This is a genomic window from Methylobacterium sp. D48H (genome assembly GCF_053345715.1).
This window is the reverse complement of sequence record NZ_JBKFAP010000001.1, coordinates 838,941-865,437: the sequence shown is the minus strand read 5'-3', so window position 1 is coordinate 865,437 and position 26,497 is coordinate 838,941. Positions and strand designations below refer to the sequence as shown.

Sequence of the window (26,497 nt, the reverse complement as noted above, 5' to 3'; positions counted from 1 at the left end):
GGCCGGTCGCCTGTACACTGTCACGCCGGCGCCGCGAGGTTGAACCCGGCGCAGGGTCTGTGAGAAGCGTGACCAGCCACCCGCGCGACACACCGCAATTCTACCTCACCGCCCCCTCGCCGTGCCCCTATCTGCCGGGGCAGGAGGAGCGGAAGGTCTTCACCCACTTGGTCGGACGGCGCGCCCGCGACCTGAACGAGATCCTGACCCAGGGCGGCTTCCGCCGCTCCCAGACCATCGCGTACCGGCCGGCCTGCGAGACCTGCCGGGCCTGCGTCTCGGTCCGCGTGGTGGTCGACGAGTTCGAGCCGAGCGCCAGCCAGCGGCGCATCCTGGCCCGCAGCGCCGACTGGGTCGGCACGCCGGAGCCGAACCGGCCCGCCTCCGAGCAGTACGCCCTGTTCCGCCGCTACCTCGACGCCCGGCACGGCGACGGCGGCATGGTCGACATGACCGTGCTCGACTACGCCATGATGGTCGAGGACAGCCACGTCGACACGCACCTCGTGTCGTATCGCCGGCACGGGCCGGACACGGCGATCACCGGCCGCGGCTCCGGACCGCCGCTCGCGTTCTGCCTGACCGACGTCCTCTCGGACGGCCTGTCGATGGTCTACTCGTTCTACGATCCCGCGGAGGCCGCGCGCTCGCCCGGGACCTTCATGATCCTCGACCACATCCGCCGGGCTCGCGGGCTCGGGCTGCCGTACCTCTATCTCGGCTACTGGGTCGAGGGCTCGCGCAAGATGGACTACAAGTCCCGCTTCCGGCCGCAGGAACGGCTGATGGGCCAGGGCTGGGTGCGGATCGACTGAGCCCGGCGCGGCGCGCGTTTCACGTCGGTTGCCGTCCCGGCATGCCCGATGCGCATTGAGCGGCCGGCCCGGCGCATGCTACCGGCCACGCACGCAATCCGGACCGTGCCGAGGCCCCCATGATCCCCCGCTATAGCCGCCCCGCGATGACGGCGATCTGGTCGCCCGAGAGCCGCTTCCGGATCTGGTTCGAGATCGAGGCCCACGCCACCACGGCGCTCGCCGAGATCGGCGTCGTGCCGAAGGCGGCGGCCGAGACGATCTGGACCAAGGGCAAGGACGCGGTCTTCGACGTCGCCCGCATCGACGCGATCGAGGCGGTGACGAAGCACGACGTCATCGCCTTCCTGACCCACCTCGCCGAGATCGTCGGTCCCGAGGCGCGCTTCGTCCACCAGGGCATGACCTCCTCGGACGTGCTCGACACCTGCCTCAACGTGCAGTTGGTGCGGGCCGCCGATATCCTGATCGCCGACGTCGACTCGCTGCTCTCCGCCCTGAAGACCCGGGCCCTGGAGCACAAGCTCACCCCGACCATCGGCCGGTCGCACGGCATCCACGCCGAGCCGGTCACCTTCGGTCTGAAGCTCGCCCAGGCTTACGCCGAGTTCGAGCGCAACCGCCGCCGCCTCGTCGCGGCCCGCGAGGAGGTCGCCACCTGCGCGATCTCGGGCGCGGTCGGCACGTTCGCCAACATCGACCCGCGGGTGGAGCAGTACGTCGCCGAGAAGATGGGCCTGACCGCCGAGCCGGTCTCGACCCAGGTGATCCCGCGCGACCGGCACGCGATGTTCTTCGCCACCCTCGGCGTCGTCGCCTCGTCGCTGGAGCGGCTGGCGATCGAGATCCGGCACCTCCAGCGCACCGAGGTCCTCGAGGCGGAGGAGTTCTTCTCCGAGGGGCAGAAGGGCTCCTCGGCGATGCCGCACAAGCGCAACCCGGTCCTCACCGAGAACATCACGGGCCTCGCCCGGATGGTGCGCGGCTACGTCACCCCGGCCCTGGAGAACGTCGCCCTCTGGCACGAGCGCGACATCTCCCACTCGTCGGTGGAGCGGATGATCGGCCCCGACGCCACCGTCACCCTCGACTTCGCCCTGGCGCGGATGACCGGGGTGATGGAGAAGCTGCTGGTCTACCCGGCCAACATGCAGAAGAATCTCGACCGGCTCGGCGGCCTGATCCACTCGCAGCGCGTGCTGCTGGCGCTGACCCAGGCCGGGGTCTCCCGCGAGGATTCCTACCGGCTGGTCCAGCGCAACGCGATGCCGGTCTGGCGCGGCGAGGGCGATTTCCTGGCGCTGCTCAAGGCGGACCCCGAGGTCGCCGCGGCGCTCCCGGCCGAGCAGATCGAGGCGTGCTTCGATCTCGGCTACCACTTCAAGCACGTGGACACGATCTTCGGGCGGGTCTTCGGCGACCGCTGAGATCCCGCACGATTCCTGCTTCGACCCGCGCTCGCGGGCCCGCGTTTCCGGGCCCGCGCCGAACACAGGACAGCTCCCCGTGACCGCTCCCCGCATCGTCTACCTCAACGGCCAGTTCCTCCCCTACGAGGAGGCGCGCGTGCCGATCATGGACCGCGGCTTCCTGTTCGCCGACGGCATCTACGAGGTCTCGGCGATCATCGACGGCAAGCTCGTCGACAACGCCGCGCACCTCGCGCGCCTCGACCGCTCGCTCGGCGAGATCGGCATCCGCAACCCGCACGACGCGGCGGGCTGGGAGCGCCTGCAGACCGAGCTCGTCGCCCGCAACGGCGTCACCGAGGGGCTCGTCTACATGCAGGTGACCCGCGGGGTGGCCGAGCGCGACTTCGCCTTCCCGAAGGCCGGCACCGAGCCCACCGTGGTGATGTTCACGCAGGCCAAGACCGTGCTCGCCAACCCGCTCGCCGAGAGCGGCGCCCGGGTGATCACCGTCGAGGACCTGCGCTGGAAGCGGCGGGACATCAAGTCGGTGGCCCTGCTGGCGCAGGTGCTCGCCAAGCAGCAGGCGGCCGAGGCCGGCGTCGCCGAGGCCTGGATGGTCGAGGACGGCGCGGTCACCGAGGGCTCCTCCTCGACCGCGTTCATCATCGGCCGCGACCGCGTGCTCGTGACCCGGCCGCTCTCCACGGCGCTCCTGCCGGGCATCACCCGGGCCTCGGTGTTGCGCCTCGCGCAGGAGGCCGACCTGCGGATCGAGGAGCGGCTGATCCCCGTGGACGAGGTCTACGCGGCGCAGGAGGCCTTCTACACCAGCGCCTCGGCCTTCGTGATGCCGGTGGTCGAGATCGACGGGCGCGCGATCGGCGAGGGGCGGCCGGGCGCGCTGACCCGGCGCCTGCGCGAGCTCTACATCGAAGCCGCCCGCCAGGGTTGAGACCGCTCTATCCCGTCCACAGGACGGGACATCGGACCCCGCCGCGGACAGGAACGGATCCCGTCCCCGGCTGTTCCTCCCCGAATTCGTGAATCGAATCGGGGAGGCCCTCGTGCCGAACAAGACCCTGCTCGCCGCCCTCGCGACGACCCTAGCGGCCGCCGTCGCGGCGGCGCCCGCCCGCGCCCAGACGACCAGCCCGGCGCCGCCCGAGCGCGTGCGCCCGAACGCGGACGCGCCGCCGCAGGACCAGTCGCTCAGCGACAAGCTCCAGAAGAACGACGGCGTGATCAAGCCGCCGGATTCCGGCACGACCGGCACCGTGGTGAAGCCCGACCAGTCCGGCTCCATGCCGGTGATCAAGCCGCACGAACTGCCCGGTCGGGACCCCGGCACCGAGGCCAAGTAGGCCGGTCGCGGCGAGGCCGAGAAGACCGCCATGCGGTCCGATCATGCGGCCCCTTGCTTGATTTCGCTGGCCGGATCGCGGAAACGGCTCACGACGTGCGCCGCCTGCACCCGTGGGCCGCGCCGTCCCGGTTTCCGTCGCGGGTAAGCAGGCAGGCATGGCCAACGTCGTCGTTGTGGGCGCCCAGTGGGGCGACGAGGGCAAGGGCAAGATCGTCGACTGGCTCTCCGAGCAGGCCGACATCGTGGTCCGTTTCCAGGGCGGCCATAATGCCGGCCACACGCTCGTCATCGACGGCGTGACCTACAAGCTGGCGCTGCTGCCGTCGGGCGTGGTCCGCGGCGGCAAGCTCTCGGTCATCGGTAACGGCGTCGTCGTCGATCCCTGGCACCTGATCGACGAGATCGAGCGGATCAAGGCGCAGGGCGTGGACGTCTCGCCGTCCTCCCTGCGGATCGCCGACAACGCCACGCTGATCCTGCCGCTCCACCGCGAGCTGGATCATTTCCGCGAGACGGCCAATGCCGGACTGAAGATCGGCACGACCAAGCGCGGCATCGGGCCGGCCTACGAGGACAAGGTCGGCCGCCGCGCGATCCGGGTCGTCGACCTCGCCGACCCCGACGCGCTGCCGGCCAAGATCGAGCGCGTGCTCACCCACCACAACGCCCTTCGGCGCGGCCTCGGGATCGACGAGGTGAATGCCGAGGCGCTGCTGACCGAGCTGAAGGCGATCGCGCCGAAGATCCTGCCCTTCGCCGACACCGTGTGGTCGCTGCTCGACGAGGAGCGCCGGGCCGGCAAGCGCATCCTGTTCGAGGGCGCGCAGGGCGCGCTGCTCGACGTCGACCACGGCACCTACCCGTTCGTGACCTCCTCCAACATCGTAGCCGCGCAGGCGGCGACGGGCTCGGGCCTCGGCCCGGGCGCGATCGGCTACGTCCTGGGCATCGCCAAGGCGTACACGACCCGCGTCGGCGAGGGACCGTTCCCCACCGAGCTGTTCGACGAGATCGGCGAGACCATCGGCAGCCGCGGGCGCGAGTTCGGTGTCAACACCGGGCGCAAGCGCCGCTGCGGCTGGTTCGACGCCGTGCTGGTGCGCCAGACGGTCCGGACCTCCGGCATCCACGGTATCGCGCTGACCAAGCTCGACATCCTCGACGGCTTCGAGGAGATCCGCGTCTGCACCGGCTACATGCTGGACGGCCAGCCGATCGACCATCTGCCGGCGAGCCAGGCCGCGCAGGCCCGGATCGAGCCGGTCTACGAGGTGATCCCGGGCTGGTCGGAGACGACCGCGGGGGCCCGGTCCTGGGCTGACCTGCCCGCGCAGGCGATCAAGTACGTGCGCCGGATCGAGGAGCTGATCGGGGCGCCGGTGGCGCTGCTGTCGACCTCGCCTGAGCGCGACGACACGATCCTCATGCACAACCCGTTCGAGGATTGACCCTTCGCGCGCTATCCCGTTGACGACGCGTGTTTTCGGCGGCCCTGCCTGTATCCAGTCCGCGCGGGCTTGATCTAGAACGGGCGGGCGGCCGGGCGGCCCGTATCGCGATCCGCCCGCCGTCTCGAAGGCAACCGGCGCGCGGGCCCTGATCCGCGCGGCGGGATACGACAAACCGGCCGACGGCCGCGACCGGACCTGTCGGGCGGGCGCGGACCTCGGTCCCCGGCCTCCGACCGGCTTTGCCGGACGGCGGCCGAAGGGGCGGACCAGAGTATCATGGCCGATTACTACCCGCTTCTGGCCCGCGCGCTCGACGCGCTGCCGGACCGAACGCCCGCCCTGCGCAAGGCGGTCTACGACCGCGCGCGCAACGCCCTGATCAGCCAGTTGCGCTCCCTCGATCCGCCGCTGTCGGAGGCCGATATCGATCTCGAGCGTCGGGCGCTCGACGCCGCGATCGAGCGGCTCGAGGTCGATCACGGCGGCCTCCCGGCCCCCGCCAACGATTCCGCGCAGGCGCCCGGGACGCCCGCTCCGGCCCCGGCCCCGGCCACTGTTTCGGCGCCGGCACCAGCACCGGCCGTCTCCGCACCCGCCGCGCCAGAACCCGCCGTCCCCGAGCCGATCGTCCCCGCGGCGACGGAGCCGGAGATCCCGGAGCCGTCCCCGCCGGAGCCGGGATCCGGTCCCGCGCTGGCGCCCATCCTCCCGTCGGCGAAGCCGCCCTTCGCGGTGGCGACCCGCGACGGGGATCGGGAGGCCGAGGACGGGCCGCGCGAGGCACCGATCCCGATCGCGCCGCCGCGCCCGGGCACGCCGCAGACGGCCGCGCCCGACACGGCCCCGCCGGTTGCCGAGACGTCCGGCGCTGGGACGTTTGCCGCCGAGGCGCCCGCCGTCGACGACCCTGACGCCGAGGCGGCCGAGGGCGCGGGCGGGCGTCAGCGTCCGCGGATCGAGGTGGTCCCCCCGCGCACCGGTCGGTCGCGCGTGCTGCGCAACGTCTTCGTGGGCGGTGTCCTGGCTGTGGTGATCGGCCTGATCGCCGTCGCGGCCTTCCTGCTGCGCGACCGGCCGCAGAACCTGCCGTCGAACGGCACGGAGACCGCGGACACGCAGCAGCCGGAAGGTGAGACCAAGTTCGGCGACCGGGTCGGCGGCGACGCCGCCCCGGCCCCCAAGGCCCCGACGCGCGTCGAGAACGGCGCGCCGGCACGGGCCGCGGCCACGCCCGCGCCGGCCGACGCGGGCGTCGCGGTCGCGCAGAGGGCGGAACTCGTCGAGGAGGCGACGGGGGCCGAGGGCGGTCAGCCGACCGTGACGCCGGGGCGGGTGACGTGGCGGCTCGAGACCGTCAACGGGGATCAGGGGCAGCCGGTCCAGAACGCCGTCGTCGCCACCGTGACCATCCCGGATGCCGGCCTGACGCTGGTGATGACCATCCAGCGCAATCTCGATGCGACCCTGCCGGCCTCCCACACGGTGAGCTTGGCCTTCAGCCAGAGCGGCAGCAACGCCGCGTCCAGAACCGTCCAGGATGTCGGGTTGCTCCAGGCCAAGGACGAGCAGAGCGCCCGCGGCTCGCCGGTCTCGGGCCTGCCGGTTCGGGTCCGCGACAACCTGTTCCTGATCGGCCTGTCGTCGCTGCAGAACGACGTCGAGCGCAACACCGACCTGCTCCTGCACCGGAACTGGTTCGATATCGCGCTGCGCTACACGTCCGGCCGCCGGGCGGTGCTGACCTTCGAGAAGGGCGCCGCCGGCGCCCAGGTGATGCAGAACGCCTTCGACGCCTGGCAGTGATCGGTCGACGGCGCCCGCCGTCCGAGCCCTGACCCGAACCGGCGCGCCCGGCGCGTCGCGCGCCGGGCGCGCGGCTCAGCGGGCCTCGATGCCGGTCCGGGGCAGCTCGCGGCTCGCGATGTTGCGCTTGACCGCTTCCTGCACCTTCTCGAAGGCGCGGACCTCGATCTGCCGGACGCGTTCGCGAGACACGCCGAACTCGCCGGAGAGGTCCTCCAGGGTGATCGGGTCCTCGGCGAGGCGCCGGGCCTCGAAGATGCGGCGCTCGCGCGGATTGAGCACACCGAGAGCGTCCTTGAGCGCGGAGAGGCGGTTCTGACCCTCCTGCTCCCGCGCCAGCACGGTCTCCTGGCTCGGGCTGTTGTCCACGAGCCAGTCCTGCCACTCGCCCTCGCCCTCCTCGCGCAGGGGCGCGTTGAGCGACGTGTCGCCGGACAGGCGCCGGTTCATGTCGATCACGTCCTGCTCGGGCACGCCGAGACGGGTGGCGATCTGCTTTACCTGATCGGGCTTGAGGTCACCCTCGTCGAGGGCCGAGATCTTGCCCTTGGCCTTGCGCAGGTTGAAGAACAGCTTCTTCTGGTTCGCGGTCGTGCCCATCTTCACGAGCGACCACGAGCGCAGGATGTATTCCTGGATCGCCGCCTTGATCCACCACATCGCGTAGGTGGCCAGGCGGAAGCCCTTGTCGGGATCGAAGCGCTTGACCGCCTGCATGAGGCCGACATTGCCCTCCGACACGACTTCGCCGATCGGCAGGCCGTAGCCGCGGTAGCCCATGGCGATCTTGGCGACCAGGCGCAGGTGCGACGTCACGAGGCGATGCGCGGCCTCGCGGTCGCCGGCGTCGCGCCAGGCCTTCGCCAGCGTGAACTCTTCCGACGGCTCCAGCATCGGGAACTTGCGAATCTCGTCGAGGTAGCGCGAGAGGCCACCTTCGTTGGCGAGCACGGGCAGCGTACCGGCCATGGCATTCTCCTGGACCTTATGTCCCCCTGTCGGGCGGACGCGACGGACAACAGTGCCGTCCACTCGGGCCGCTCTTGAGCCGACCCTGCCGGCCCCCCATCTCGTACGGGACGCCGGGGAGCCGGTCGCGGTCGATGACACCCACGTCGTCAACAACGCGCCACCGGCGATTTTGGTCGTACCATGTCACGATGTGACGCGGTACGGCGTGATCTTTCGCACGCCGCGACGCGGCGGTTACGGGCGCGGCGGCCCGTCCTCTTCCGCCCTCAGGGCCTGCACCAGCGCGGCCATATCGGGCGGTAGCGGGCTCTCGAACCGCAGCGTCGCGCCGGTCCGCGGGTGGCTGAAGCCGAGCAGTTCCGCGTGGAGTGCTTGGCGCCCGAGCGCCGCGAGGGCGGCGCGGGCCTCCGGCGTCAGGCGGGCCGCCTTGGTCCGGAAGGCGCCGCCGTAGACCGTGTCCCCGAGCAGGGGGTGTCCGCGATGGGCGAGATGCACGCGGATCTGGTGGGTGCGGCCCGTCTCCAGGCGGCAGCGCACGAGGGCGGCCTCGCGATACGCCTCGGCCACGGCGTAGTGGGTGACGGCGTGGCGCCCGCTCGCGTCCGAGACGACGGCGATCTTCTCCCGGTGGAAGCGCGACCGCGCGAGGCTGGCCTGGATCGTCCCGGCCCGTGGCTGGGGCAGGCCCCAGACCACGGCGGCGTAGGCGCGTTCCAGCGGTCCGGACCGGCCGTGATCGGCGAACTGGGCGGTGAGGCCCTGGTGGGCCACGTCGTTCTTGGCGACGACGATCAGGCCACTGGTATCCTTGTCGAGGCGGTGGACGATGCCGGGCCGGCGGACGCCGCCGATGCCCGACAGGCTGGCCCCGCAATGAGCGATCAGGGCGTTGACCAGCGTGCCGCTCTCGTGGCCCGGGGCGGGATGGACCACGAGGCCGGCGGGCTTGTCGATGACGATCAGGTCGTCGTCCTCGTGGACGATCGGAAGATCCGCGGCCTCGGCCACCGGCTCCGCCGGGGCTGCGGGGGGCACCGTGACCACGATGCGCGCGCCCGCGGCGACCTTGGCGGCCGGGTCGAGCGCCGGGAGACCGTCCCGCTGAACCTGGCCGGTGCGGATCAGATCCTGCAGCCGGGCCCGGGACAGATCCGGGAACAGCGCGACCAGCGCCCGGTCGAGCCGCACGCCTCCCTCGGCCACGATCCCGGCCCGCTCGTCCTGCACGTTGTCCACCACGACCGCTATTCGCCCCCGATCTGACCCGCCGCGGCGGATTTCCTGACGAAGGCACTTGCTCCCCCGCCGAGTGGTGGCTATAGCAGCCCCGCGCCGCCGGAAAGCTCCCATCGTCTAGCGGTCTAGGACGTCGCCCTCTCACGGCGAAAACAGGGGTTCGATTCCCCTTGGGAGCGCCAGCGCGCTGGCAGTCACCAGAATCTGCGAACTTTCTCCGAGAAACCTGATCGTGCGGAAAGCCCGACTCGTTCCGTGGGCGCTCCGCGCACTCGAGGCATGCGCGTCGTCCAGCCGCTGAGCTTCTTTACAGGCGATGGTTTGCGCCGGCCCCGTCGCGACCTCCCGAGGGCTGGGAAGCTCCGGCGGGACGGGGCCGGGTGTCCCGCCTTACCAGAACCAGATGGCGCGTTCGGCCACCGCGTAGATGACGAACCAGAGGCCGATGGCGAGGGCGACAGACGCCACGACAAGTGCCGGATGAGGCCTCCTGCGGGTGCGGCCGGGACGAGCGGGGGCGATCTGATCCATGAGCGAGGCGGACGGCATCTCCGGCCGAACGCATGCCCGAAGGCTGCTCGCCCGGGGCGCTCGAGGCCCCGTGGATGCGGTCGGCGACAACGGTGCCTTACGACCAACATCCGCCGTCGCTGTCTTCATCAAAAGATGCCTTCGCGCCGATCGGGTTGCCGGCTCAGCGCGTCGTACGGGTCTCCGATCGATTGCTGCCGAGCGTCGCAGCCTGTGATCGGCGGGGATATCGGGGATGGAACGCGATCCCACCGACATAGGATGTTGCGCGGCGCAACCCTTTAACACGGCGCGACTTTCCGCCGGGCATGATCGCACGATGCCTCAGCCTGCGAGTTCGCGATGCATTTCAGGATCCAAGCCACCGGACAGCATCTCTGGACCTGGTTGCTGCTCGACGAGACCGAGATGACGGTGGCCGAATCCGACCGGTCGTTTCCCTCCCGGACGCAGGCCTCGGCGGCGGCTCTGGCCTTCGCGAAGCTGGTCGCGCGCGCCAGCCGCTCGCTGAACGGGGGCGCGTCGAGCGGTCTGCTGTAGGTGATCGCGTCCGCTGCAACTCCGCTGCGGGTTCTCGCGCCGCGGCCGCGGCCGCAGTCGATCAGCGCCAGCGCTCCTTCATGCAAGCGAGCAGATGGACGGTGCGCATGCATCCCTCGCGATCCGACTGGGTGCGCGCGTTGCCCATGCAGGCATCCATTCCTAGGCGCAACAATTGACGATCGACGTCCGTCGTGCGGGCGCAGGAGAAGATCGGCTGAAAGCCCTCGAACCGGCTGACCTGCCAGAAGATCGCGACGAACGCCGTCAAGCAGAAGCCGAAGACCATTAGTCGGCTGTCGTAGAACCAGTGCCTAAGCTCTCGGCTATCGACGCCGCGCACGCGCATCCCTGTCCTCATCGCGCACTCGTATGCCATCGTATCACGGACGGCTCCACCCTGGCACAGGCGGGCCCCGCCACGCGGCGCGTGGCGTCGCGCGGGAAACACGCGGAAAATGGGATCTGGACTATGCGCCGCGGTCACCTCATCGCCCTGTGCCTCGCGCTGAATGCAGCTCGCGCTTGGGCCCTGGATGCGCGAACTGTTCCTCCCGCGCACGAACCGGAGCGGCCTCGTCCTGCCGAGAATGGCAGACAGTGGCGCGGTTCGAGCGACGCGCGATCCGAGGCGAATGCGGCGGCGACCCTGCCGAGCGGCAGCGTCGTGAGTCTCGACCAGCTGGCGGACCCGGTCGACAGCCCGCTCGTCGCCAAGTTCAGGGCCGTCCTGGCGACATACGATGATTTTGCCGCCCACGGTGATGGCAAGACGTGGACAGAATCCGCGGACGTGTGTCCCGCCATCAACGCCGCGTCGGCCTTCCTCGACGCTCGCGGAGGCGGGACCCTGGTCCTGCCTCCCGGCGTCGCCCGATGCGCGACGTCGCTGCGTGCGCCCAACATGTCCCGCATCAAGATCATCGGCCAGGGCGCAGGCGCCTTCTCCATCGCGGGAACCGAGCTGAAATGGGTCGGAGCGCTCGGTGTCGCGATGCTCGATCTTCGGAGCATGACACCTCAGACACCGGTGACCGCCGTCACGCTCTCGGACCTGACGCTGAACGGGAATGGACGAGCGAAGACCGGACTGCTGGTGCGCGGGCTGAAGAACTCCAGGATCGACATCATGGTGCGGGACACGACCGGCCCGGGCGTCGATATCGACGTCGACGAGGCTCGTGGTCCCCTCGCCAAGGGCCTCCTCACGGGATCCGTCTGGGCGGCGTTCACACCCGGTTCCGGCGGCCGGAGCGGGACCTACTCCGGTGTTTCCCTGGTTAGCGCCGGCATCGACACAGGAGAGGGCGCCAAAGCGACGATCACGGTCAAGGACGGGTCCGTGTCCACCATCGACGTTACGGAAGGAGGATCGAATTACGTGTTGGGCGATGTCCTGACTGTCCGGCCTTCCGACATCGGTGGGACACGGGACGTGACCATCATCGTCGCCAACTCCGGCAACGCCGCGTCCTCGTTCCTCGATACGTCGCAGAACGAGTGGAAGCTGCGCGTGACGCAGCAGGGCAGAGCGAGCCTGCGCGCGCAGGGCGTCCGCATCGGCCCTGGATCGCCTTGGCTCGACACCAACTCCAGTCAGTGGATCAACGTTCTGACGCTGACCCAAGAGGGAACAGGGTTCGAGATCGGCAACGCGGATACCAACGAGTTCATCTTCATCCGCGCCGATCGCGAAGGACGGACCGGAATCGGGATCGACCTGAAGGCCGGAGCCTGGACGTCGCCGTCCGCCGCGCGGGCCAATCGCTTCGGTACGATCTCCGCCACGGGCGGCCTGGTCGCGCGCGGGGGCGCTCGGCCGAGCGTCAGAAATGTCGTAGCCAAATACAATACCGAGAGCGGTGAGGCGCCGCCGAAATGGGAAGATGGTGCGGGCGTCAATATTACCGATGACAGCGGCCAGCCCATCGGGAATACGGGCTTTACGACGAACCTCGCGCGAACCGTCTACACGCCCGTCGTCGCCCGCGGTGGTACAGCCGCCGCGACTGTTTCGGCAACGGCCGATTACCGCCGATTCGGTCGCGAGATCCTCGGCATCCGGCTCGACGTCAGGGTGGTCGGCGGCTCGGGCTACATCACCGCATCGCTTCCCTGCCTGCCGTTCAAGGATACGGTCCTGACAGGATTCGACCGGGCGACCGGTCGATCCATGCAGGGACGGATCGGTTTCGCCGATCCGAAAGTCTACATCTACAGTATGGACGGGACGGTGCCGGCGACCGCCAATGCCCAGCCTCTGCTCACCGGCGATCTGGAATGCAAGGATTGACGCCCAAGCCTGCTTCCATGATCGCGGTCTGGGGTCGGCCGCAAAGCTCCTTTCCTGCGAGCGGGGAGAACCCGTCGATCAGAGCTGACGCCCCGGAGGCAGGACAGCCCGGGCCAATTCCTGGCCATCCGCGCTGCGGCGAAGCACGATGGTCTGCTCCACGTCTTTGCGCAGCGGTGGAAAGAACGCGTATGTGAAGCCGTGATGCGCGTTGCCGATACCCGCCTCGCGTAGATCCGGACGAAATTTGCCCGCGATGACCGTATTCACGGTTGATTGATTGACGACGATGGCGATCACGGTCGGTGAGTGAGGGGTGGAGGGCGTGAAGGCCCAGCCGCGGATCCGGCTGTGGTCGGCCTCGTCGATGAAGCCCTGCAGCGATACGGGATCATGCCCTCCCGGCGACGCGGGCGCGCCGTGAGCCGGTGCAGATCCGGTCTGTGTCACCGCACCCATCGACAAGGCGGCGCGGGCGAAACCGCTTCGTCCTTCGGCAAGACCGTTCTGCAGAAAGTGGAGCAGCGGGTTCTGTTCCGCGACAGCAACGTCCGGGTTCGCGGCCAGATAGCCTGTCGTGCTGAAACCTGGGCTCGGGTCACGCCCTTCCTTCCAGCCATGTTCGAGGAAGTGTTTCAGCGGATCCAGGCCGGCTTCGCGAACATCGGGGTTGCGATCAAGGTAGTAGGCCGGGTCGAAGCCGGGGAGCGGGTTGCCGAACAGGGGGCGGCGCTGATTGGATGAGAGGGGCAATCGGAACTTCATGGGCCATCCGAGCACGTCAGGGCTCGTGCTCGGTCTACCATTGCGGGTGAGGCCGCAAGCCCGGCGAACCGATTTCGAGCTGGCACGAAAGTCTCAGCGTCAGATGTGTCGCTGGCTCGCGGCGCAAGTTCGATCTTGAACCCCGCAGCTTCCGCGGGCTTCCGCGCTACGTCGATAGCTCCGCGTGTCGGTGGCTCGCTCCAGCCGCGCGCGTTGATCGTTCGCGGGGGACCGGATCCGATCCTCGCCATGCGCGATGGAGTGGAGGCGCGGTATTGCGAAGCGTCCGCCGCAGGCCATCGCGCATCGAGGCTGGTGGATGCCGGGCCATCACCGGATCGAGACGTGATCTACATGCCTGTCCGCGGTGCGTTTTCCGGTTGACGTCTGGCTACGATATGGAAGCCGAGTTCCGGATTGGCGTGTGCGTCCCAGTCGAAGGCGCGGGGATTGCCCGAACCACGCGGATAGTCGCGAAGCTGGAACGGGCTCTGGACCGGGTCAAGTCCTGACGCCGCGAAGGCGGTCTCCCACCAAGTGCGATCGCGGATCGTCGCGTGAAACCCGTGACCCGCCGCGTCGCAATCCGCGAAGGTCGCGATGGAGGCCACCACGACTCCGCCCGGTCTCAGGTGCTGGTGGATCGAATGCAGCAGTGTGGGCAGGTCCGTTTCCGGTATGTGCTCGAACAACTCCCAGGCCGTCACCAGATCGAACTGCTGGACCGCGCCGGCGCCGTCCTCGACGCGAAACGGGAAACGTACGTCGGCAGTGAACAGCCGGTCCGGAATGGTGCGCCACTCGGCGCGCTGCTCCTTCCGCGACCAGTCCGATCCCTCGATCCCGATCGAGAAATGTCCGCGCCGTGTGAAATCCCAGACGAGCCCTCCGCCGGCCGAACCGATATCGAGGTGACGCAAGGGGAAACCGAAATGGGTTTCGCACGCCGCGACGAAGCGGGGCGAGCGCGTGTTGTCAGCGGCTGTGCCTCGCGGAAACAGATGGTCAGGCGTGTCGCCGGCAAGCGGGTTCGCTGTCGCGACACGCAAGTCGACTGCTTCGACCTCGCTTCCTCTGATCAAGGTCTCCAAGATATCTCGCTGCCGATCCTCGCATTCGAGGACGAATCGATCGAATCGAGCCTTAAAGTTATTCCAATTGATCGAGTCATAGTAGCAGTGTGTCTGCAGCGCCGAGATGCGTCCCAAGAGATCGTCGAGCTTGGCGTCGATGGCCGCGACCCGATCGGAGAGTGGGAGGTCGGGCTGCTCGATAGTCGTCGCGCGAGCCGCGTCGCTGTTGTCCACCAACCCACTCCGTTAACGCGCACGAGCCCAACAGAACGACAGGCGTGATCGCGCATCTCCACTGTTCAGAGATATCTTAAGCCAAGCAGAGAGAAAAATACATTCACGTGAGGATTTCGTCGGAGCCGCCTGTGGACGAATCGCTGTATAATTGAGAAATTTCGCGCAGAAGTTAGTGTTTCAGATCGTATTCTTATATTATGAGATTGCCGACAACAACTCCGGGTTGATTTATGGCCGGGTTGCGCGGGGATGCTGTCATTGTGATTGGGCGCGCCGGATGGCCGACGGCATGGGACATCGGCGACGTATCCATTACCGGCCCGGGCGAAGGCGCCGCTGAGATCCGATAGGCTTTCGATCAGACTGCGCGGCGCGTGGCGCGCGAGGTCCCGTCGGTCGACACGTGCAGGCTCACGAGATTGTGCCTCTCCGCGTGCGCCAGATCTCGCGATCCGAGCGCTCGACCGCGTTCCGATCGCTGGATGAACCATCGACCAGCTACCGCGCAAGACGGATTTCGGCGCCCTGTGTTCGCTCTTCACGCGGGATACTCGATCCGTCGGTCGCTTGAGTAGCGTTAATTTCAGCCCGTCCCGTCGAACGCGCACCGATTGTCAGGGCGTTCTTGCGGACCGGAGTTTTGCCGTATACCCCACATCGGAGAGCCAACGCGCGATCGAGGGCCGGGGGGATGCCGCTGGTTGTCATCTTAGCCGCCCTGTGCGGCGGATTGCCTGTGCTTGCCTCTGGCTGGCAAACGTTCGGCTTCTACACGGTAATACTCGCGTCCTGTGTCGCCAGTGCAGTCGCCGTACTGGTGGGTGGCGGACTCGCGCTCCTGAAGGTCGCGAGGTCCCGGACTTCGCAGGATCCGGCGAAGATCTTCGACATCGACAGGCTCACGAGCGGCGATCGCAGCGACTTTCGGCTCGTTCCGCGGCGCCTCTACTTCGACATCGAGCACGGCCGCGAGATCATCAAGGACGAGATCGGCATCGAGGCAACGAGCATCGACCAAGCGCTCGACGACGCCCGGAGCGTGATCCGGGACATGGTCCAGGAGCTCGCCGACGAGGGCTACGCGGAGGACTGGGTGCTGGTCGTGCGCGATGCCAGAGGGACTTCGGTCGCGCGCCTGCCCATCGAGCGGACGCCCGCGGAGACGCGGCCGGACCGCCGCTCCGCCTGATCGATCGGGGGCCGCGTTCGCCTCCCGGCGATCGCCCGGCTGGCGACGATGGCCCAACATCCTGCGCTCGCCACCGGAGTCGCGCGTGTGTCAGCGCTCGCCCAGCTCGTGAAGCAGGCGGTCGCGGGCGCGGCTGACCCGGCTCTTCACCGTGCCCGCCGGGCACCCGATCACGGAGGCCGCGGCCTCATACGATAGACCGTCGACGGCCACGAGGATCAGCGCCTCGCGATAGGCCGGGTCGAGCCGGTCGATCGCGGCCCGGACCTCCTTCAGGCCCATGCTGTGCTCCTGGGCGGCCGGTTCGGAGAGGGTGACGGCGTGCGCGCCGTCGGGATCGGGAACCTCGAAGCGTCGCTTGCGTCGTCCGTTGATGAAGCCGTTGCGCAAGATCGTGAACAGCCAGGCCACCAGGCTCGTGCCGGGCTGGAAGCGCTGCCGGTGCTCCCACGCCTTGAGCAGCGTGAACTGCACGAGATCGTCGGCCTCGACGCCGTCGAACGTCAGCGACAGGGCGTAGCGGCGCAGGCGCGGCACCAGGGCGATCAGATCGTCCTTGAACGCACCGGGAACCTGCCGTTCGGACTCGGCGGCATCCAGGGCCGCGGACAGGCGGCCCAGCACGCCGGCCAGCCGTGAGCTCATCTCGATCGGCGCAACTTCTGAATAGTACTGGCGCAGCCGATGACCGAGTTGCGCCTGGATATACGAGATGACGGGAACGGACGCGCCGGCCGGATCGCGCTCTTCGACAGCGGGCTTCACGGTGAAGCTCTGGGCTCGATGGGGTGGAGACAGCGTCGCGACGGGCACGACATCTCGCGGGAGGGCTGCGAACTTATCTCTGGTTGATCTCGACGAGGTCAATGATGCAGGTATACCAGTGAAAATTGCGGATCGGGCGGAACCTGCTTGCGCGCAACCCGTTTGTGCCCCGCTGCGAGGGGCGCGGCGTCGAGGCGGCGGGGACCGGACGGATCGTGACGGCGGGTGTCGACAGGCATGAGCTCCGGCAGATCATCGCCGGCCTGAGCGAGGGCGTGATCCTGGTCGAGCCCGACCAGACCATCGCCTACGCCAACGCGGCCGCCCTGGCGATGCACGGTGCCGAGAGCCTCGACGAGCTCGGCCCCACCGTCGACGCCTATCGCGACCGCTTCTGCCTCCGCTACCGCAACAACCACGAGCCGGAGAACTACCCGATCGAGCGCGTGATCGCCGGCGAGACTTTCCACGACGTGGTGGTCGAGGTCACGCGGACAGACCGGCCCGGTGTCGAGTTCGTTCACTCCCTCAGAGGCTTGGTCGCCACCGACCGCGACGGCAACCCGAGCTGCCTGGCGCTGATCCTGAAGGACGTCTCCGACCAGTTCGAGGCCGAGGAGCGGTTCGAGCGCACGTTCAACGCCAACCCGGCCCCGGCCGTGATAACGCGGCTGTCCGACCTGCGCCACGTCAGGGTCAATCTCGGCTTCCTGGAGATGACCGGCTACACCCGCGACGCCGTCATCGGCCGCAGCGTCTACGAGGTCGACGTCCTGGCCGGCGCGCGCAACCGCGACCTCGCCGTCGCGCGGCTCAATGCGGGCGGCACGATCCCGCAGATGGAGGCCTGCCTCGACCTGCCCGACGGCGGGCGTCGCTTCGTGATCGTCGCCGGGCAGCCGATCGAGATGGGCGACGAGCCCTGCATGCTGTTCACCTTCGCGGACCTGGAACTGCGCCGGAAGGCCGAGGCCGCCCTGCGGCAGAGCGAGGAGCGCTTCGCCAAGGCGTTCAGGCTGACGCCGATCCCGACCGTGCTGGTGCGGGCCGACGACGGTCAGGTCACGGGCGTGAACGAGGCGTTCAGCCGGGTCTTCGGCCTGGGCGAGGACCGCGTCGTCGGCCGCTCGCTGGATGAGGCCGGCCTTTGGGTGACGTCGTCTCAGCGGGAAGCCTTCGAGAAGAGGCTGGTGAGCGAGGGCTACGTGCTGGGTCTCGAGGTCTGCCTGCGCCACGAGAGCGGCGCGAACCTCGACTGCCTGGTCTCGGCCGAGCGGATCACGATCAACGACGCCGATTTCCTTCTGCTGGTGCTGCAGGACATCACCGAGCGCAAGCACTCGGAGCGGGAGCTGTTCGACGCGATCGAGACGGTGATGGCCGACACGTCGTGGTTCAGCCGCGGGCTGATCGAGAAGCTGGCGAACCTGCGCCGGCCTGGCCGGGAGGGCGGCGACGCGGGGGCGCCGAACCTGACCGTGCGCGAGCGCCAGATCCTCAACCTGATCTGCTCGGGGCTCGGCGACGACGCGATCGCGCGCAAGCTGGGGCTGTCGCGCAACACGGTGCGCAATCACGGCGCCGCACTGTACCGGAAGCTCGGAGTCCATCGGCGGACCGAAGCGGTTGTTTGGGGCCGGGAGAACGGATTTCCACTCCAGGGGCCCCGGTAGCTGAATTTCATTATACTGGTAATTTGGAACTATTGATCCACCAGACGTCGCCATCATCTGACCGCCATCTCACCGTCGGCGGACCGTTCTCCGGTCACCGGGTGATCCCCTCGGCCCCCGCGTGCATGCGGGGGCCGTCTATCCCGGTGGGCCGCGCGCCCGACCGGAGCTCTCGACCGACGAGTACGACCACCACCACGACCGTGAAGGAGCGCACGCGATGAGCAGCACGACCGACAAGATCAAGGGCCTGGCCAACGAGGCGGTGGGCAACGTCAAGCAGGCGGCCGGCAAGGCGACGGGCAATGACAAGCTGGTGGCCGAGGGCAAGGCGCAGGAGCTGAAGGGCGAGGCGCTGAAGACCGTCGGCGACGTCAAGGACGGCGCCAAGTCCGTCGCCGACAAGATCACCGGCAAGCACTGAGCCCGTCCCGCGGCGCCGTCCCCTCGGCGCCGCCCTCAGGCCCTTGCCCGGCACGGTGCCGGGCCTGGCCGCTCGATGCGCGAGAGCAGAGCCGATGCGGCGCTTCGCCAGCCTCTTCCTGCGTCAGGAATTCGTCTTCCTGATGCTGGCCATCCTGCTGAGCGTCGGCGCGGGCGTGGCCTACTGGGCGTCGCGGGCCACCGTCCTGACGATCGCTGTCGCGCCGAAGGACGGAACCGAGCCGGCCCTGATCCAGGCCTACGCGGACGCCCTGGCCAAGCGCCACAAGGAGATCCGCCTCAAGATCCTGCCCTTCGACGACGTGCGCGACAGCGCCGAGGCGCTGGGCGACGGCCGCGCCGATCTGGCGATCGTGCGGCCGGATGTGGAGCTTCCGGATAATGGCCTGACGCTGGCGATCCTGCGCGACCAGGCGATGATCATCGCGTCGCCGGAATCCGCCGGGATCGCCCGCTTCCCCGATCTCGACCGCAAGCGCCTGGCGATCCTGGCCCACAGGGACGCCGACGAGGCGCTCATCCGCGCCATGCTGGAGCATTACGGTCTGACGCTGGTGACCACCGAGCCGGCAGGCGCGCTGCCGCCGCGCCACGTCGCCCTGGTCGAGATGGCCGAGAGCGACCTGGGCGCGGCCTTCGCCCGGAAGCGGGTCGACGCGGTGATCTCGGTCATCGCGCCGACCGCGCCGACGGCGCAGCGGATCGTCGGCCTCGTCCAGGCGGCCAGCCGCGATCGCAAGATCTCCTTCGTGGATGTCGAGAACGCCGAGGCGATCGTTGCCCGTCTGCCGCGGCTGCAGGTCGTCACCATGCCGGCCGAGACCTTCGGCGGCAGCCCCAAGGTGCCCGACGCGGAGGTTCACACGGTCGGCGCCTCGTACCGCCTGATGGCGCGCGCGAACCTCGCCCGTTCGGTGGCAGCCGACGTCACTCAGCACCTGTTCGAGCTGCGCAGCGCCATGGCCAACGTCACGCCCGCGGCCGACTATTTCCAGGCGCCCGCCTATGACGGGACCGTCGGCGCGACGAGCGCCCGGCTGCCGATCCATCCCGGCGCCGTCGACTATTACGAGCGCGAGCAGCAGAGCTTCATCGAGCGCTACGAGACCTGGATCTACCTGCTCGCCTTCCTCGGCGGCGGTATCGGCTCCGCGCTCGCCTGGATCGGTCAGCGCCTGTCGCGCCTGCGCCGGGAGCGCGTCGAGGAAGCGACGGACCGCTTGCTGAGGATCCGCCAGGAGGCGCAGGAGACGACCGACCCGGCGCGTCTCGAGAGCCTCGCCCGGGAGATCGACGACCTCGCGGGCGACATCGCCAAGCACGCCCTCGAGCGACCGACCGAGGCGCGGACCATGTCGGCCGCGGCCATCGCCATCGACGCCGCCCGCTCGACGGTCAAGCGCGCCATCACGACCGGACGGAGCGCGGAGGACGGGTCCGCGTTGGCTGGCCGGACGGTCGCGAGCGACGCGGGCCCGAGCGGGGCCTGACCCATTGCGGCGGATGACCGCCGTACCACCCGGGCCGAGGGCCCGCCTCAAGAGGACGACGCGATGAGCAAGGGATACCCTTCGATGACCGCCCTGCTGGGCCTGCTGGCCGTGGCCGGTTACCAGAACCGCGACCGGATCGCCGAGTGGCTCGGCGGCCACGCCAAGGACGCGTCCCGGTCGCCGGCGCCGCAGGTCCCGCCCGCGACGAGCTCGACCATCCCGGCGAACCTGGATCGGCTCCTCGGCGGCGCCAGCGCGGGCGGCGTCGGCGGCCTCATCGCCGGGGGCCTGACCGAGCTGGTCGACCATTTCACCAAGGGCGGCCACGCCGAGACGGCCCAGTCCTGGATCAATCACGGGCCGAACCGCGACATCCCGACCGCGGATCTGGAGCGCGCCATCGGACCGGACACGCTGGCGGCCCTGGAGCAGCGCACCGGCCTGAGCAAGAGCGAGCTGCTGGCGCGCCTCTCGCGCGACCTGCCCTCGGCCATCGGCCGCTACTCGCCCGACGGACGCCTGCCGGCTTTCAGCTGATCCGCTCCATCGCGGTCGTCGCGGCGGTGCCGCCGCGACGACCGGCACCGGTTCCGGCGGCCGCTACTCGACCAGCTCGTCCACCTTCGCCATCAGCGAGGGCGAGATGGTCAATCCCAGGGAGGCGGCCGTCGTCAGGTTGAGCAGGGTGATGAAGCGCTCGCTCGCCTGCACCGGCAGGTCGCCGACCACCGCGCCGCGCAGGATCCGATCGATGTAGCCCGCCGCCCGCTGCACGTCCTGCTCGACGCTGGTCGTGTAGGCGGCGAGGCCGCCGAGATGGACCGGCGCCGCGTAGGCGTACACGGCCGGCAGGCGGTGGGTCGCCGCCAGATCGACGATCAGCTGGCCGTACACCCCGGTCACCGCGTCCGGCAGCGCGATGAGGCCGCCCTTCGGCTGGGCGGCGAAGCCGGCGATCGCCGCCTCGATCTCGGCCGCGTCGTGCACGCCCGCGATCCGGGCATCGATCCCGAGTGCCGGGCCGATCCGGGCCATCTCGGCCGTGTAGCCCGCCAAGCGCGCCCGGTAATCGGGGTTGATGAGGGCGAGCGCCCGCGTCACGCCGGGGCTGAGTTCCTTCAGGAGCTGCAGCCACTTGCCGACGAGGACGAAGTCGAAGTTGGTGAAGCCGGTGAGGTTCCCGCCGGGCCGCGACAGGTTCGTCACGAAGCCGCCGCCGACCGGGTCCTGAAGCATCATGAAGACGATCGGAACCGTCGTGGTCGCCCGCTGGAGCGCGGTCGCGCCGACGACGCCCTGCGCGAGCACCACGTCGGGCGCGCGGGCGACGATCTCCTCCGCCTGGACGCGCATCCGCTCGGCGTCGCCGTTGCCGTACTGCAGGTCGACCGTGAGGTTCTCACCCCAGATCCAGCCGGCCCGCTTCAGGCTCTCCTTCAGCGTCTCGACGATGACGGGACTGTCGGGATGCGCCGCGCCGTAGACCAGCAGGATCCCCAGGCGACGCTGACCCTTCGCCGGCGCGGCGGCGAGGGCCGGCCACGCGGCCGCGCCGCCGAGGGCCGCGATGACGTCGCGCCGTCTCATCCGCCGGTCTCCCGTCCGAACCCGTTCCGAGCATCGCCGATCGAGAGGGATTCCGATCGCACGCCCTCGGACGGTAATAGGCGCTGCCTTAAGGCGGGGCTATCGGGGCGGGCGACGGGGAAGCCGGGCGCGCGCGACTCAGCGGACCTCGACCCGACTGCCGCTGCCGCCGTTCAGCAGCCGCTTCAGGTGGAAGGCCGCCACCCCGTCGTCGGGGCGCAGACCGACCAGGGCCGCGAAGGCGGCCAGCGCGCCGGCCTCCCCGGTATCGAGCTTGGCGTAGGCGTCCTGGTACTGGGCGAGCAGCGCGTCGCCGCAGGCTGCTTCCGTCAGGGGTTCGTAGGCGCGCAGGGCCGTCTGCTTGCCGCGCAGGAGGAGGTCGCCAAGGGGGCGGCCGCGGAACTGTCCGGCGCGGATCACGACGGCGTCGCTGACGCAGATCCGCGTGCCGAAGGCCTTGTTGGCGTTCTCCAGACGGGCGGCCGTGTTGATGGTGTCGCCGTAGGCCGTGTAGTCGAAGTAGCGGCCGCCGCCGAAGTTGCCCACGATCGCCGGGCCGGCATGAACGCCGATCCGCGTCACGCCGATCTCGATTCCCCGCTCGCGCCAGCGATTGCGGAAGCCCTCGGCCGCCTCGTCCAGGGCGAGGGCGCAGGCCACCGCCCGCGCCGCGTGGTCCGGCTGATCCCCCGGCGCGCCGAACAGGACGTGCAGGGCGTCGCCGACGATCTTGGCCACCGTCCCCTCGTGGGCGAAGACCACGTCGGTCATCTCGGCGAAGTAGCCGTTGAGGATCTCGGCGAGCTGCGCCGGGTCGAGGCTCTCCACCAGGCTGGTGAAGCCCGCGATGTCGGTGAACAGGGAGGCCACGTCGCGGCGGTGGCCGCCGAGTTCGAGGCCCGACGCGTCCCCCGCGAGCCGCTCGGCGAGGTTCGGCGAGAAGTACCGGGCCAGGGAGGCGTGGGCCCGCTCGGCGAGCGATTGCCGCCGCCGCCCCTCGCGCAGGTCCTCGACGTGGCGCAGCGTCCGCTCGATCGTCGTCTCGAGGTCGGCGAAGTCGATCGGCTTCGTCAGGAAGTCGAAGGCGCCCCGGTTCATCGCCGTGCGGATGTTCGCCATGTCGCCGTAGGCCGAGACGATGATGATCGAGGGGCGCTCGGCCAGCTCCTGCAGCTTGGCGAGCAGGGTCAGCCCGTCCATCCGCGGCATGTTGATGTCGGAAACCACCAGATCGACGTCGCGGCTCTCGGCCAGGCGGTCCAGCGCCTCCTGCCCGTCGTGGGCGAACAGGAACGTGACGAGGCCCTGCCGGATCTGGCGGCGGAACTTCTGGGTGATCAGCGCCTCGAGATCCGGCTCGTCGTCGACGACGAGGATCTTGGCGCTCGGCGCACCGGGCGTCATTCGGTCCCCGCGAAGGCGGACAGACGGCGATCGATCTCGGCCTTCAGAACGGCGAAGTCGATCGGCTTGGTGATCAGGCCCACGGCGCCGGCGGCGCGGACCTTCTCGCGCGTCTCGGCGTCGCCGTAGGCCGTGATCATGATCACCGGCACGTCGGGCCGGGCCGCGCGCACCAGGGGCAGCAATTCGAGGCCGGTCATCCCGGGCATGTTGATGTCCGACAGCATCAGGATCAGGCTCGGCTCGTTCGAGCCGTTGATCCGCTCCAGGGCCTCCGCGGCCGAGTGCGCGAAGGCCATCGCGAAGCGTCCGGCGCGCAGCTCGCGGCGAAACTGCTGCCGGAACAGGTCTGTCACGTCGGGTTCGTCATCGACGACGAGGATCAGGACGTTCATGGCTGGCTCTCAGTCTCGGTCGCCGCCTCGGTCGCCGGCTCGGTCGCCGCCACGGTCGGTGGCCGAGGCGGCGCGTCCGGCGTAACACTCTGCCGCGGCAGGGTGATGATGAATTCCGTGAAGGCACCCGGTTCCGTGGCGACGTCAACCGTTCCGCCGTGCTGCTTGACGAGGATGTCGTGGCTCAGCGACAGGCCGAGCCCCGTTCCCTCGCCGGCCGGCTTGGTAGTGAAGAACGGGTCGAACATCTTGGCCTTGACGCTGTCCGGGATGCCGGTGCCGTTGTCGTGCACCCGGATCTCGACGCCGTCGCCCCGGTCCCGGGTGGCGACCGAGAGCGTGGGCGCATAGCCTGGTTCGCCGTCGGCGGCCCGCTTCTCGGTGGCGTAGAATCCGTTCGACATCAGGTTCAGCAGGACCCGCGTGATCTCCTGAGGGTACAGGTCGGCGAGGCCGGCCGCCGGATCGTAATCGCGCACGAGGGTCACGTTGAAGCCGGGTTTCGCCGCACGGGCCCCGTGATAGGCAAGATTCAGGCTCTCCTCGACCAGCGTGTTGACCTCGACCGGGCGATGCTCGCCGGACCCGGTGCGCGAGTGGAGCAGCATGTTCTTGACGATCGAGTCCGCGCGCTTGCCGTGCTGGACGACCTTCTCGAGATTGCCCTTGAGCAGGCCGGCGAGCTCCTCGACCTCCGCGCGCGTGTCCGGGTCGAGGGAAGTCGGTTCGAGCACCTCCCGCAGCTCGTCCACCAGCTCGTTCGAGAGCGAGGCGAAGTTGTTGACGAAGTTCAGCGGGTTCTTGATCTCGTGGGCGATGCCGGCGGTGAGCTGCCCCAGCGAGGCGAGCTTCTCGGACTGCACGAGCCGGCTCTGCGCCCGCTGGAGATCGTCGAGCGACCGGTTGAGGTCGCGGGTCCGCTCCTCGACCTTGGCCTCGAGCGTCTCGTAGGAATCCTGGACCCGGCTCGCCATCGTGTTGAACCGGTGCGCGAGGGTCTCGATCTCGTCGCCGGTGCGGATCACGATCCGCTCGGACAGGTCACCCGCGCCGAACCGCTCCGCCCCGTCCTCGAGCTCGCGGATGGGCACGACCATGCGCCGCGCCAGGAAGGTGCCCGCCACCGCCGCCAGCAGGACGCCGAGACCCATCAACGACGTGGTCTGGATCACGGATTCGAGCGCCGGCCCCATGGCGTCGCGCAGCGATTCCTGCACGAAGACGATCCAGTCGACCCGCGGGATGGTGGCGTGAGCCGCCAGCACCCAGCCGCCGTCGAGGCCGGTCGTGATCTCGTAGTCCTGACCCATCATGCGGGAGCCGGGCAGGGCCGCCGCGACCTCGGGCAGGCCGGAGAGGTCGGTGTCGCGCAGGACGAGACTGAGGTCCGGGTGCGCGATCAGGCGACCGGTCGCCGTCGTCACGAAGGCGTAGCCGTGCTCGCCGACGTTGATCGCGCTGACCACGTCCCAGATCAGCTTGAGATTGACCTCCGCGACGGTCACGCCCGGGTCGCGGCCGGCATGGGCCACCGAGACGGTCATGTACGGCTCGGATCCGCGCCGGAAATAGACCGGGCCGAACCACGTCTTCTGGGCGAGCGCCTGGATGAAGCGCGGCGAGGTCGAGAAATCCTTGCCGCTGGCGACGGAGTCCGGCTCCAGTCGGGAGACGCGCAGCTGCTCCTTGCCGGCCGGATCGAGATAGGCCACCTCCGTGATGGCCGGCGCCTGGCGCAGCAGGCGGATGAAGTCGTAGCGCTGCTGCTCGGGGGAGACGCGCCGCCACTCGGCGCGCGTCGTCCAGCCGATCTGGCCCTCGATCGAGGATAGGAAGGCGTCGACGCGCTCGGCGGCGGCGCGCGCCTTGGTGCGTTGCGTCTCGATCGCGGTCCGCTTGGCGTCCTGGTAGTTCAGCGTCAGGTCGACGGCGCCGTTGATGAGCAGCACGAGGCTGACGAGGCCCACGAAGGCCACCGCGAACTTCCCCGCGAGCGGCAGGCGGAACCAGCGCGGCGGCGCTGTCGCGGCCGGCGGGGCGGCTGTCGGGCGCGGCGCCGTCATTCGACGATCTCGTCCGCCTGGGCGAGGAGCGCCGACGAGATCGTCACGCCCATGCTGCGGGCCGTCTTGAGATTCACGATGAAGTCGAACTTCGTCGGCGCCTGGACCGGCAGGGTCGCGGGGTTCTCGCCGCGCAGGATGCGGCCGACATAGGCGGCGGCCCGACGGACCGTCTCCACCGGATCCGGTCCGTACGACATCAGGCCGCCTCGGTAGGCGAAACGCCGGATCGCGAAGACCGCGGGGACCCGGAGACTCGTGGTGAGCGCGACGATGTGGTCGCCGTTGGCCTCGCTGAATGTGCCGGGGGCGACGATCAGGCCCCCGTCGCCCCGCCGCGCGAGCGCGGCGATCACGGGCTCGATCTCGGCCGCCTTGTCGATCTTCACCACCACCGGCTCGATCCCGAGCGCGGCCGCGGTGGCGCGGAACGGCTCGGCGTAGAGGTTCTCGCCGCGGATCTCGGTGCTTGGATTGGACAGGAGCGTGACGTGCCTGAGGCTGGGAACGGCCTCCTTGAGGGCCGCCACCCATTTCCCGCCCAGCGGCGCCTCGTAGAGCGTGAAGCCGGTGATGTTGCCGCCCGGGCGCTGGAGACTCTCCACGTACCCGAAGCGGACCGGGTTCGAGGCGCCGACGAACACGATCGGGATCTGCTTCGTCAGGGCCGCCACGGCCGTGAGCTGCGCGCTGAGGTAGGCGAAGATCACCTGCGGCTGTGCGGCCACGAGTTCGGTCGCGAGGAGACGCGTGCGCTCGCGGTCGGCCCCGGTCCAGCGATCGTCGACCCGCTGATCGGGATGACCGTGGTCGCGCAGGCCGGCATGGAACGATTCCGCCAGCACCCGGCCCTCGGGATCGCCCTCCGCGAACGGCCAGAGGGCCGCGACATGGGCCTGACCCTGCGCCAGCACGGTGCGCGGCCACCCGGCGAGCGCCAGGGGCAACCCAGCGAGTACGGTTCGCCGCCTCATCGGACCATCGCGCCACATC

The 26,497-nt window shown here is 69.5% G+C and carries 24 protein-coding genes and 1 tRNA gene; 14 read left to right on the top strand and 11 right to left on the bottom strand.

Annotated features, from left to right (window positions below):
• Positions 1–68: 68 nt before the first annotated feature.
• The 6 genes from ACLBX8_RS04250 to ACLBX8_RS04225 all read left to right on the top strand — a co-directional run bounded on the left by ACLBX8_RS04250 (position 69) and on the right by ACLBX8_RS04225 (position 6,844).
• Entirely contained in the window at positions 69–815 is a 747-nt protein-coding gene (locus ACLBX8_RS04250; RefSeq protein ID WP_091925038.1) for an arginyltransferase, read from the top strand.
• Between the two features lie 119 nt (positions 816–934).
• A complete protein-coding gene (purB, locus tag ACLBX8_RS04245; protein ID WP_026604876.1) occupies positions 935–2,242 on the top strand; it encodes an adenylosuccinate lyase in 1,308 nt (435 codons plus the stop codon).
• 79 nt (positions 2,243–2,321) lie between these two features.
• Complete coding sequence (locus ACLBX8_RS04240; RefSeq protein ID WP_447698517.1) at positions 2,322–3,179, top strand: D-amino-acid transaminase; 858 nt, start codon at positions 2,322–2,324, stop codon at positions 3,177–3,179.
• A gap of 112 nt (positions 3,180–3,291) precedes the next feature.
• Positions 3,292–3,588, top strand: coding sequence for a hypothetical protein (locus ACLBX8_RS04235; protein ID WP_091681985.1), 297 nt, complete (start codon positions 3,292–3,294; stop codon positions 3,586–3,588).
• A gap of 157 nt (positions 3,589–3,745) precedes the next feature.
• Positions 3,746–5,038, top strand: coding sequence for an adenylosuccinate synthase (locus ACLBX8_RS04230; protein WP_091925032.1), 1,293 nt, complete (start codon positions 3,746–3,748; stop codon positions 5,036–5,038).
• 279 nt (positions 5,039–5,317) lie between these two features.
• Positions 5,318–6,844, top strand: coding sequence for a histidine kinase (locus ACLBX8_RS04225; RefSeq protein WP_447698518.1), 1,527 nt, complete (start codon positions 5,318–5,320; stop codon positions 6,842–6,844).
• Between the two features lie 75 nt (positions 6,845–6,919).
• Here the strand turns inward: ACLBX8_RS04225 and rpoH are convergent, their stop codons facing one another.
• Positions 6,920–7,813, bottom strand: a complete 894-nt coding sequence (gene rpoH, locus ACLBX8_RS04220) for an RNA polymerase sigma factor RpoH (protein ID WP_042672026.1) — start codon at positions 7,811–7,813, stop codon at positions 6,920–6,922.
• A gap of 237 nt (positions 7,814–8,050) precedes the next feature.
• Positions 8,051–9,055 carry an RluA family pseudouridine synthase gene (locus ACLBX8_RS04215; protein ID WP_447698519.1) on the bottom strand — a complete coding sequence of 335 codons (1,005 nt, stop codon included), beginning with the start codon at positions 9,053–9,055 and terminating at the stop codon, positions 8,051–8,053.
• Between the two features lie 103 nt (positions 9,056–9,158).
• Between ACLBX8_RS04215 and ACLBX8_RS04210 the strand changes: the two genes are divergently transcribed.
• Positions 9,159–9,234 (top strand) — tRNA-Glu (locus ACLBX8_RS04210).
• A gap of 691 nt (positions 9,235–9,925) precedes the next feature.
• Positions 9,926–10,123: a hypothetical protein gene (locus ACLBX8_RS04205; RefSeq protein ID WP_447698107.1), complete on the top strand. Its 198-nt coding sequence runs from the start codon at positions 9,926–9,928 to the stop codon at positions 10,121–10,123.
• 61 nt (positions 10,124–10,184) lie between these two features.
• On the opposite strand, the gene ACLBX8_RS04200 is transcribed toward ACLBX8_RS04205, so the two are convergent.
• The gene (locus tag ACLBX8_RS04200; protein ID WP_447698106.1) at positions 10,185–10,484 is read right to left on the bottom strand and encodes a hypothetical protein; all 300 of its coding nucleotides are present in this window, start codon (positions 10,482–10,484) and stop codon (positions 10,185–10,187) included.
• 111 nt (positions 10,485–10,595) lie between these two features.
• On the opposite strand from ACLBX8_RS04200, the gene ACLBX8_RS04195 reads away from it, so the two are divergent.
• On the top strand, positions 10,596–12,416 hold the full coding sequence (locus tag ACLBX8_RS04195; RefSeq protein ID WP_447714646.1) for a hypothetical protein: 1,821 nt from the start codon (positions 10,596–10,598) through the stop codon (positions 12,414–12,416).
• Positions 12,417–12,494: 78 nt separating this feature from the next.
• Here the strand turns inward: ACLBX8_RS04195 and ACLBX8_RS04190 are convergent, their stop codons facing one another.
• Both ACLBX8_RS04190 and ACLBX8_RS04185 read right to left on the bottom strand, forming a co-directional pair.
• Entirely contained in the window at positions 12,495–13,181 is a 687-nt protein-coding gene (locus ACLBX8_RS04190; RefSeq protein ID WP_447698104.1) for a hypothetical protein, read from the bottom strand.
• Between the two features lie 350 nt (positions 13,182–13,531).
• Complete coding sequence (locus tag ACLBX8_RS04185; protein ID WP_447698103.1) at positions 13,532–14,488, bottom strand: class I SAM-dependent methyltransferase; 957 nt, start codon at positions 14,486–14,488, stop codon at positions 13,532–13,534.
• 694 nt (positions 14,489–15,182) lie between these two features.
• Here ACLBX8_RS04185 and ACLBX8_RS04180 point away from each other — a divergent pair.
• Positions 15,183–15,680 (top strand): DUF6894 family protein, encoded by a 498-nt coding sequence (locus ACLBX8_RS04180; RefSeq protein WP_447698102.1) that lies wholly within the window; start codon positions 15,183–15,185, stop codon positions 15,678–15,680.
• A 90-nt stretch (positions 15,681–15,770) separates the two neighbouring features.
• Here the strand turns inward: ACLBX8_RS04180 and ACLBX8_RS04175 are convergent, their stop codons facing one another.
• Complete coding sequence (locus ACLBX8_RS04175; RefSeq protein WP_447698101.1) at positions 15,771–16,445, bottom strand: sigma-70 family RNA polymerase sigma factor; 675 nt, start codon at positions 16,443–16,445, stop codon at positions 15,771–15,773.
• A 215-nt stretch (positions 16,446–16,660) separates the two neighbouring features.
• Here ACLBX8_RS04175 and ACLBX8_RS04170 point away from each other — a divergent pair, with 215 nt between their 5' ends.
• The 4 genes from ACLBX8_RS04170 to ACLBX8_RS04155 all read left to right on the top strand — a co-directional run bounded on the left by ACLBX8_RS04170 (position 16,661) and on the right by ACLBX8_RS04155 (position 20,592).
• Positions 16,661–18,118 (top strand): helix-turn-helix transcriptional regulator, encoded by a 1,458-nt coding sequence (locus tag ACLBX8_RS04170; RefSeq protein ID WP_447698100.1) that lies wholly within the window; start codon positions 16,661–16,663, stop codon positions 18,116–18,118.
• A 220-nt stretch (positions 18,119–18,338) separates the two neighbouring features.
• Positions 18,339–18,542: a CsbD family protein gene (locus ACLBX8_RS04165; RefSeq protein WP_447698099.1), complete on the top strand. Its 204-nt coding sequence runs from the start codon at positions 18,339–18,341 to the stop codon at positions 18,540–18,542.
• 94 nt (positions 18,543–18,636) lie between these two features.
• Positions 18,637–20,052, top strand: a complete 1,416-nt coding sequence (locus ACLBX8_RS04160; protein ID WP_447698098.1) for a TAXI family TRAP transporter solute-binding subunit — start codon at positions 18,637–18,639, stop codon at positions 20,050–20,052.
• Positions 20,053–20,115: 63 nt separating this feature from the next.
• Positions 20,116–20,592 carry a YidB family protein gene (locus ACLBX8_RS04155; RefSeq protein WP_447714645.1) on the top strand — a complete coding sequence of 159 codons (477 nt, stop codon included), beginning with the start codon at positions 20,116–20,118 and terminating at the stop codon, positions 20,590–20,592.
• A 63-nt stretch (positions 20,593–20,655) separates the two neighbouring features.
• On the opposite strand, the gene ACLBX8_RS04150 is transcribed toward ACLBX8_RS04155, so the two are convergent.
• The 5 genes from ACLBX8_RS04150 to ACLBX8_RS04130 all read right to left on the bottom strand — a co-directional run bounded on the left by ACLBX8_RS04150 (position 20,656) and on the right by ACLBX8_RS04130 (position 26,478).
• Positions 20,656–21,642 (bottom strand): ABC transporter substrate-binding protein, encoded by a 987-nt coding sequence (locus ACLBX8_RS04150; protein WP_447698097.1) that lies wholly within the window; start codon positions 21,640–21,642, stop codon positions 20,656–20,658.
• Positions 21,643–21,780: 138 nt separating this feature from the next.
• On the bottom strand, positions 21,781–23,046 hold the full coding sequence (locus ACLBX8_RS04145; RefSeq protein WP_447714644.1) for an adenylate/guanylate cyclase domain-containing protein: 1,266 nt from the start codon (positions 23,044–23,046) through the stop codon (positions 21,781–21,783).
• Positions 23,043–23,441 (bottom strand): response regulator, encoded by a 399-nt coding sequence (locus ACLBX8_RS04140; RefSeq protein ID WP_020096377.1) that lies wholly within the window; start codon positions 23,439–23,441, stop codon positions 23,043–23,045. The genes ACLBX8_RS04145 and ACLBX8_RS04140 overlap by 4 nt, the downstream gene beginning before the upstream one ends.
• A complete protein-coding gene (locus ACLBX8_RS04135; RefSeq protein ID WP_447714643.1) occupies positions 23,438–25,504 on the bottom strand; it encodes a sensor histidine kinase in 2,067 nt (688 codons plus the stop codon). The genes ACLBX8_RS04140 and ACLBX8_RS04135 overlap by 4 nt, the downstream gene beginning before the upstream one ends.
• Positions 25,501–26,478 (bottom strand): ABC transporter substrate-binding protein, encoded by a 978-nt coding sequence (locus tag ACLBX8_RS04130; RefSeq protein WP_056527425.1) that lies wholly within the window; start codon positions 26,476–26,478, stop codon positions 25,501–25,503. The genes ACLBX8_RS04135 and ACLBX8_RS04130 overlap by 4 nt, the downstream gene beginning before the upstream one ends.
• Between the last annotated feature and the right edge of the window lie 19 nt (positions 26,479–26,497).

What these genes read in the sequence shown, in the direction of transcription:
- ACLBX8_RS04145 (WP_447714644.1), bottom strand. Translation starts at nt 23,046, where the DNA reads ATGACGCCCGGTGCGCCGAGCGCCAAGATCCTCGTCGTCGACGACGAG.
- ACLBX8_RS04135 (WP_447714643.1), bottom strand. Translation starts at nt 25,504, where the DNA reads ATGACGGCGCCGCGCCCGACAGCCGCCCCGCCGGCCGCGACAGCGCCG.
- ACLBX8_RS04200 (WP_447698106.1), bottom strand. Translation starts at nt 10,484, where the DNA reads ATGAGGACAGGGATGCGCGTGCGCGGCGTCGATAGCCGAGAGCTTAGG.
- ACLBX8_RS04180 (WP_447698102.1), top strand. Translation starts at nt 15,183, where the DNA reads ATGCCGCTGGTTGTCATCTTAGCCGCCCTGTGCGGCGGATTGCCTGTG.
- ACLBX8_RS04230 (WP_091925032.1), top strand. Translation starts at nt 3,746, where the DNA reads ATGGCCAACGTCGTCGTTGTGGGCGCCCAGTGGGGCGACGAGGGCAAG.
- ACLBX8_RS04225 (WP_447698518.1), top strand. Translation starts at nt 5,318, where the DNA reads ATGGCCGATTACTACCCGCTTCTGGCCCGCGCGCTCGACGCGCTGCCG.
- ACLBX8_RS04190 (WP_447698104.1), bottom strand. Translation starts at nt 13,181, where the DNA reads ATGAAGTTCCGATTGCCCCTCTCATCCAATCAGCGCCGCCCCCTGTTC.
- ACLBX8_RS04195 (WP_447714646.1), top strand. Translation starts at nt 10,596, where the DNA reads ATGCGCCGCGGTCACCTCATCGCCCTGTGCCTCGCGCTGAATGCAGCT.
- ACLBX8_RS04165 (WP_447698099.1), top strand. Translation starts at nt 18,339, where the DNA reads ATGAGCAGCACGACCGACAAGATCAAGGGCCTGGCCAACGAGGCGGTG.
- rpoH (WP_042672026.1), bottom strand. Translation starts at nt 7,813, where the DNA reads ATGGCCGGTACGCTGCCCGTGCTCGCCAACGAAGGTGGCCTCTCGCGC.
- purB (WP_026604876.1), top strand. Translation starts at nt 935, where the DNA reads ATGATCCCCCGCTATAGCCGCCCCGCGATGACGGCGATCTGGTCGCCC.
- ACLBX8_RS04150 (WP_447698097.1), bottom strand. Translation starts at nt 21,642, where the DNA reads ATGAGACGGCGCGACGTCATCGCGGCCCTCGGCGGCGCGGCCGCGTGG.
- ACLBX8_RS04160 (WP_447698098.1), top strand. Translation starts at nt 18,637, where the DNA reads ATGCGGCGCTTCGCCAGCCTCTTCCTGCGTCAGGAATTCGTCTTCCTG.
- ACLBX8_RS04205 (WP_447698107.1), top strand. Translation starts at nt 9,926, where the DNA reads ATGCATTTCAGGATCCAAGCCACCGGACAGCATCTCTGGACCTGGTTG.
- ACLBX8_RS04155 (WP_447714645.1), top strand. Translation starts at nt 20,116, where the DNA reads ATGAGCAAGGGATACCCTTCGATGACCGCCCTGCTGGGCCTGCTGGCC.
- ACLBX8_RS04130 (WP_056527425.1), bottom strand. Translation starts at nt 26,478, where the DNA reads ATGAGGCGGCGAACCGTACTCGCTGGGTTGCCCCTGGCGCTCGCCGGG.
- ACLBX8_RS04140 (WP_020096377.1), bottom strand. Translation starts at nt 23,441, where the DNA reads ATGAACGTCCTGATCCTCGTCGTCGATGACGAACCCGACGTGACAGAC.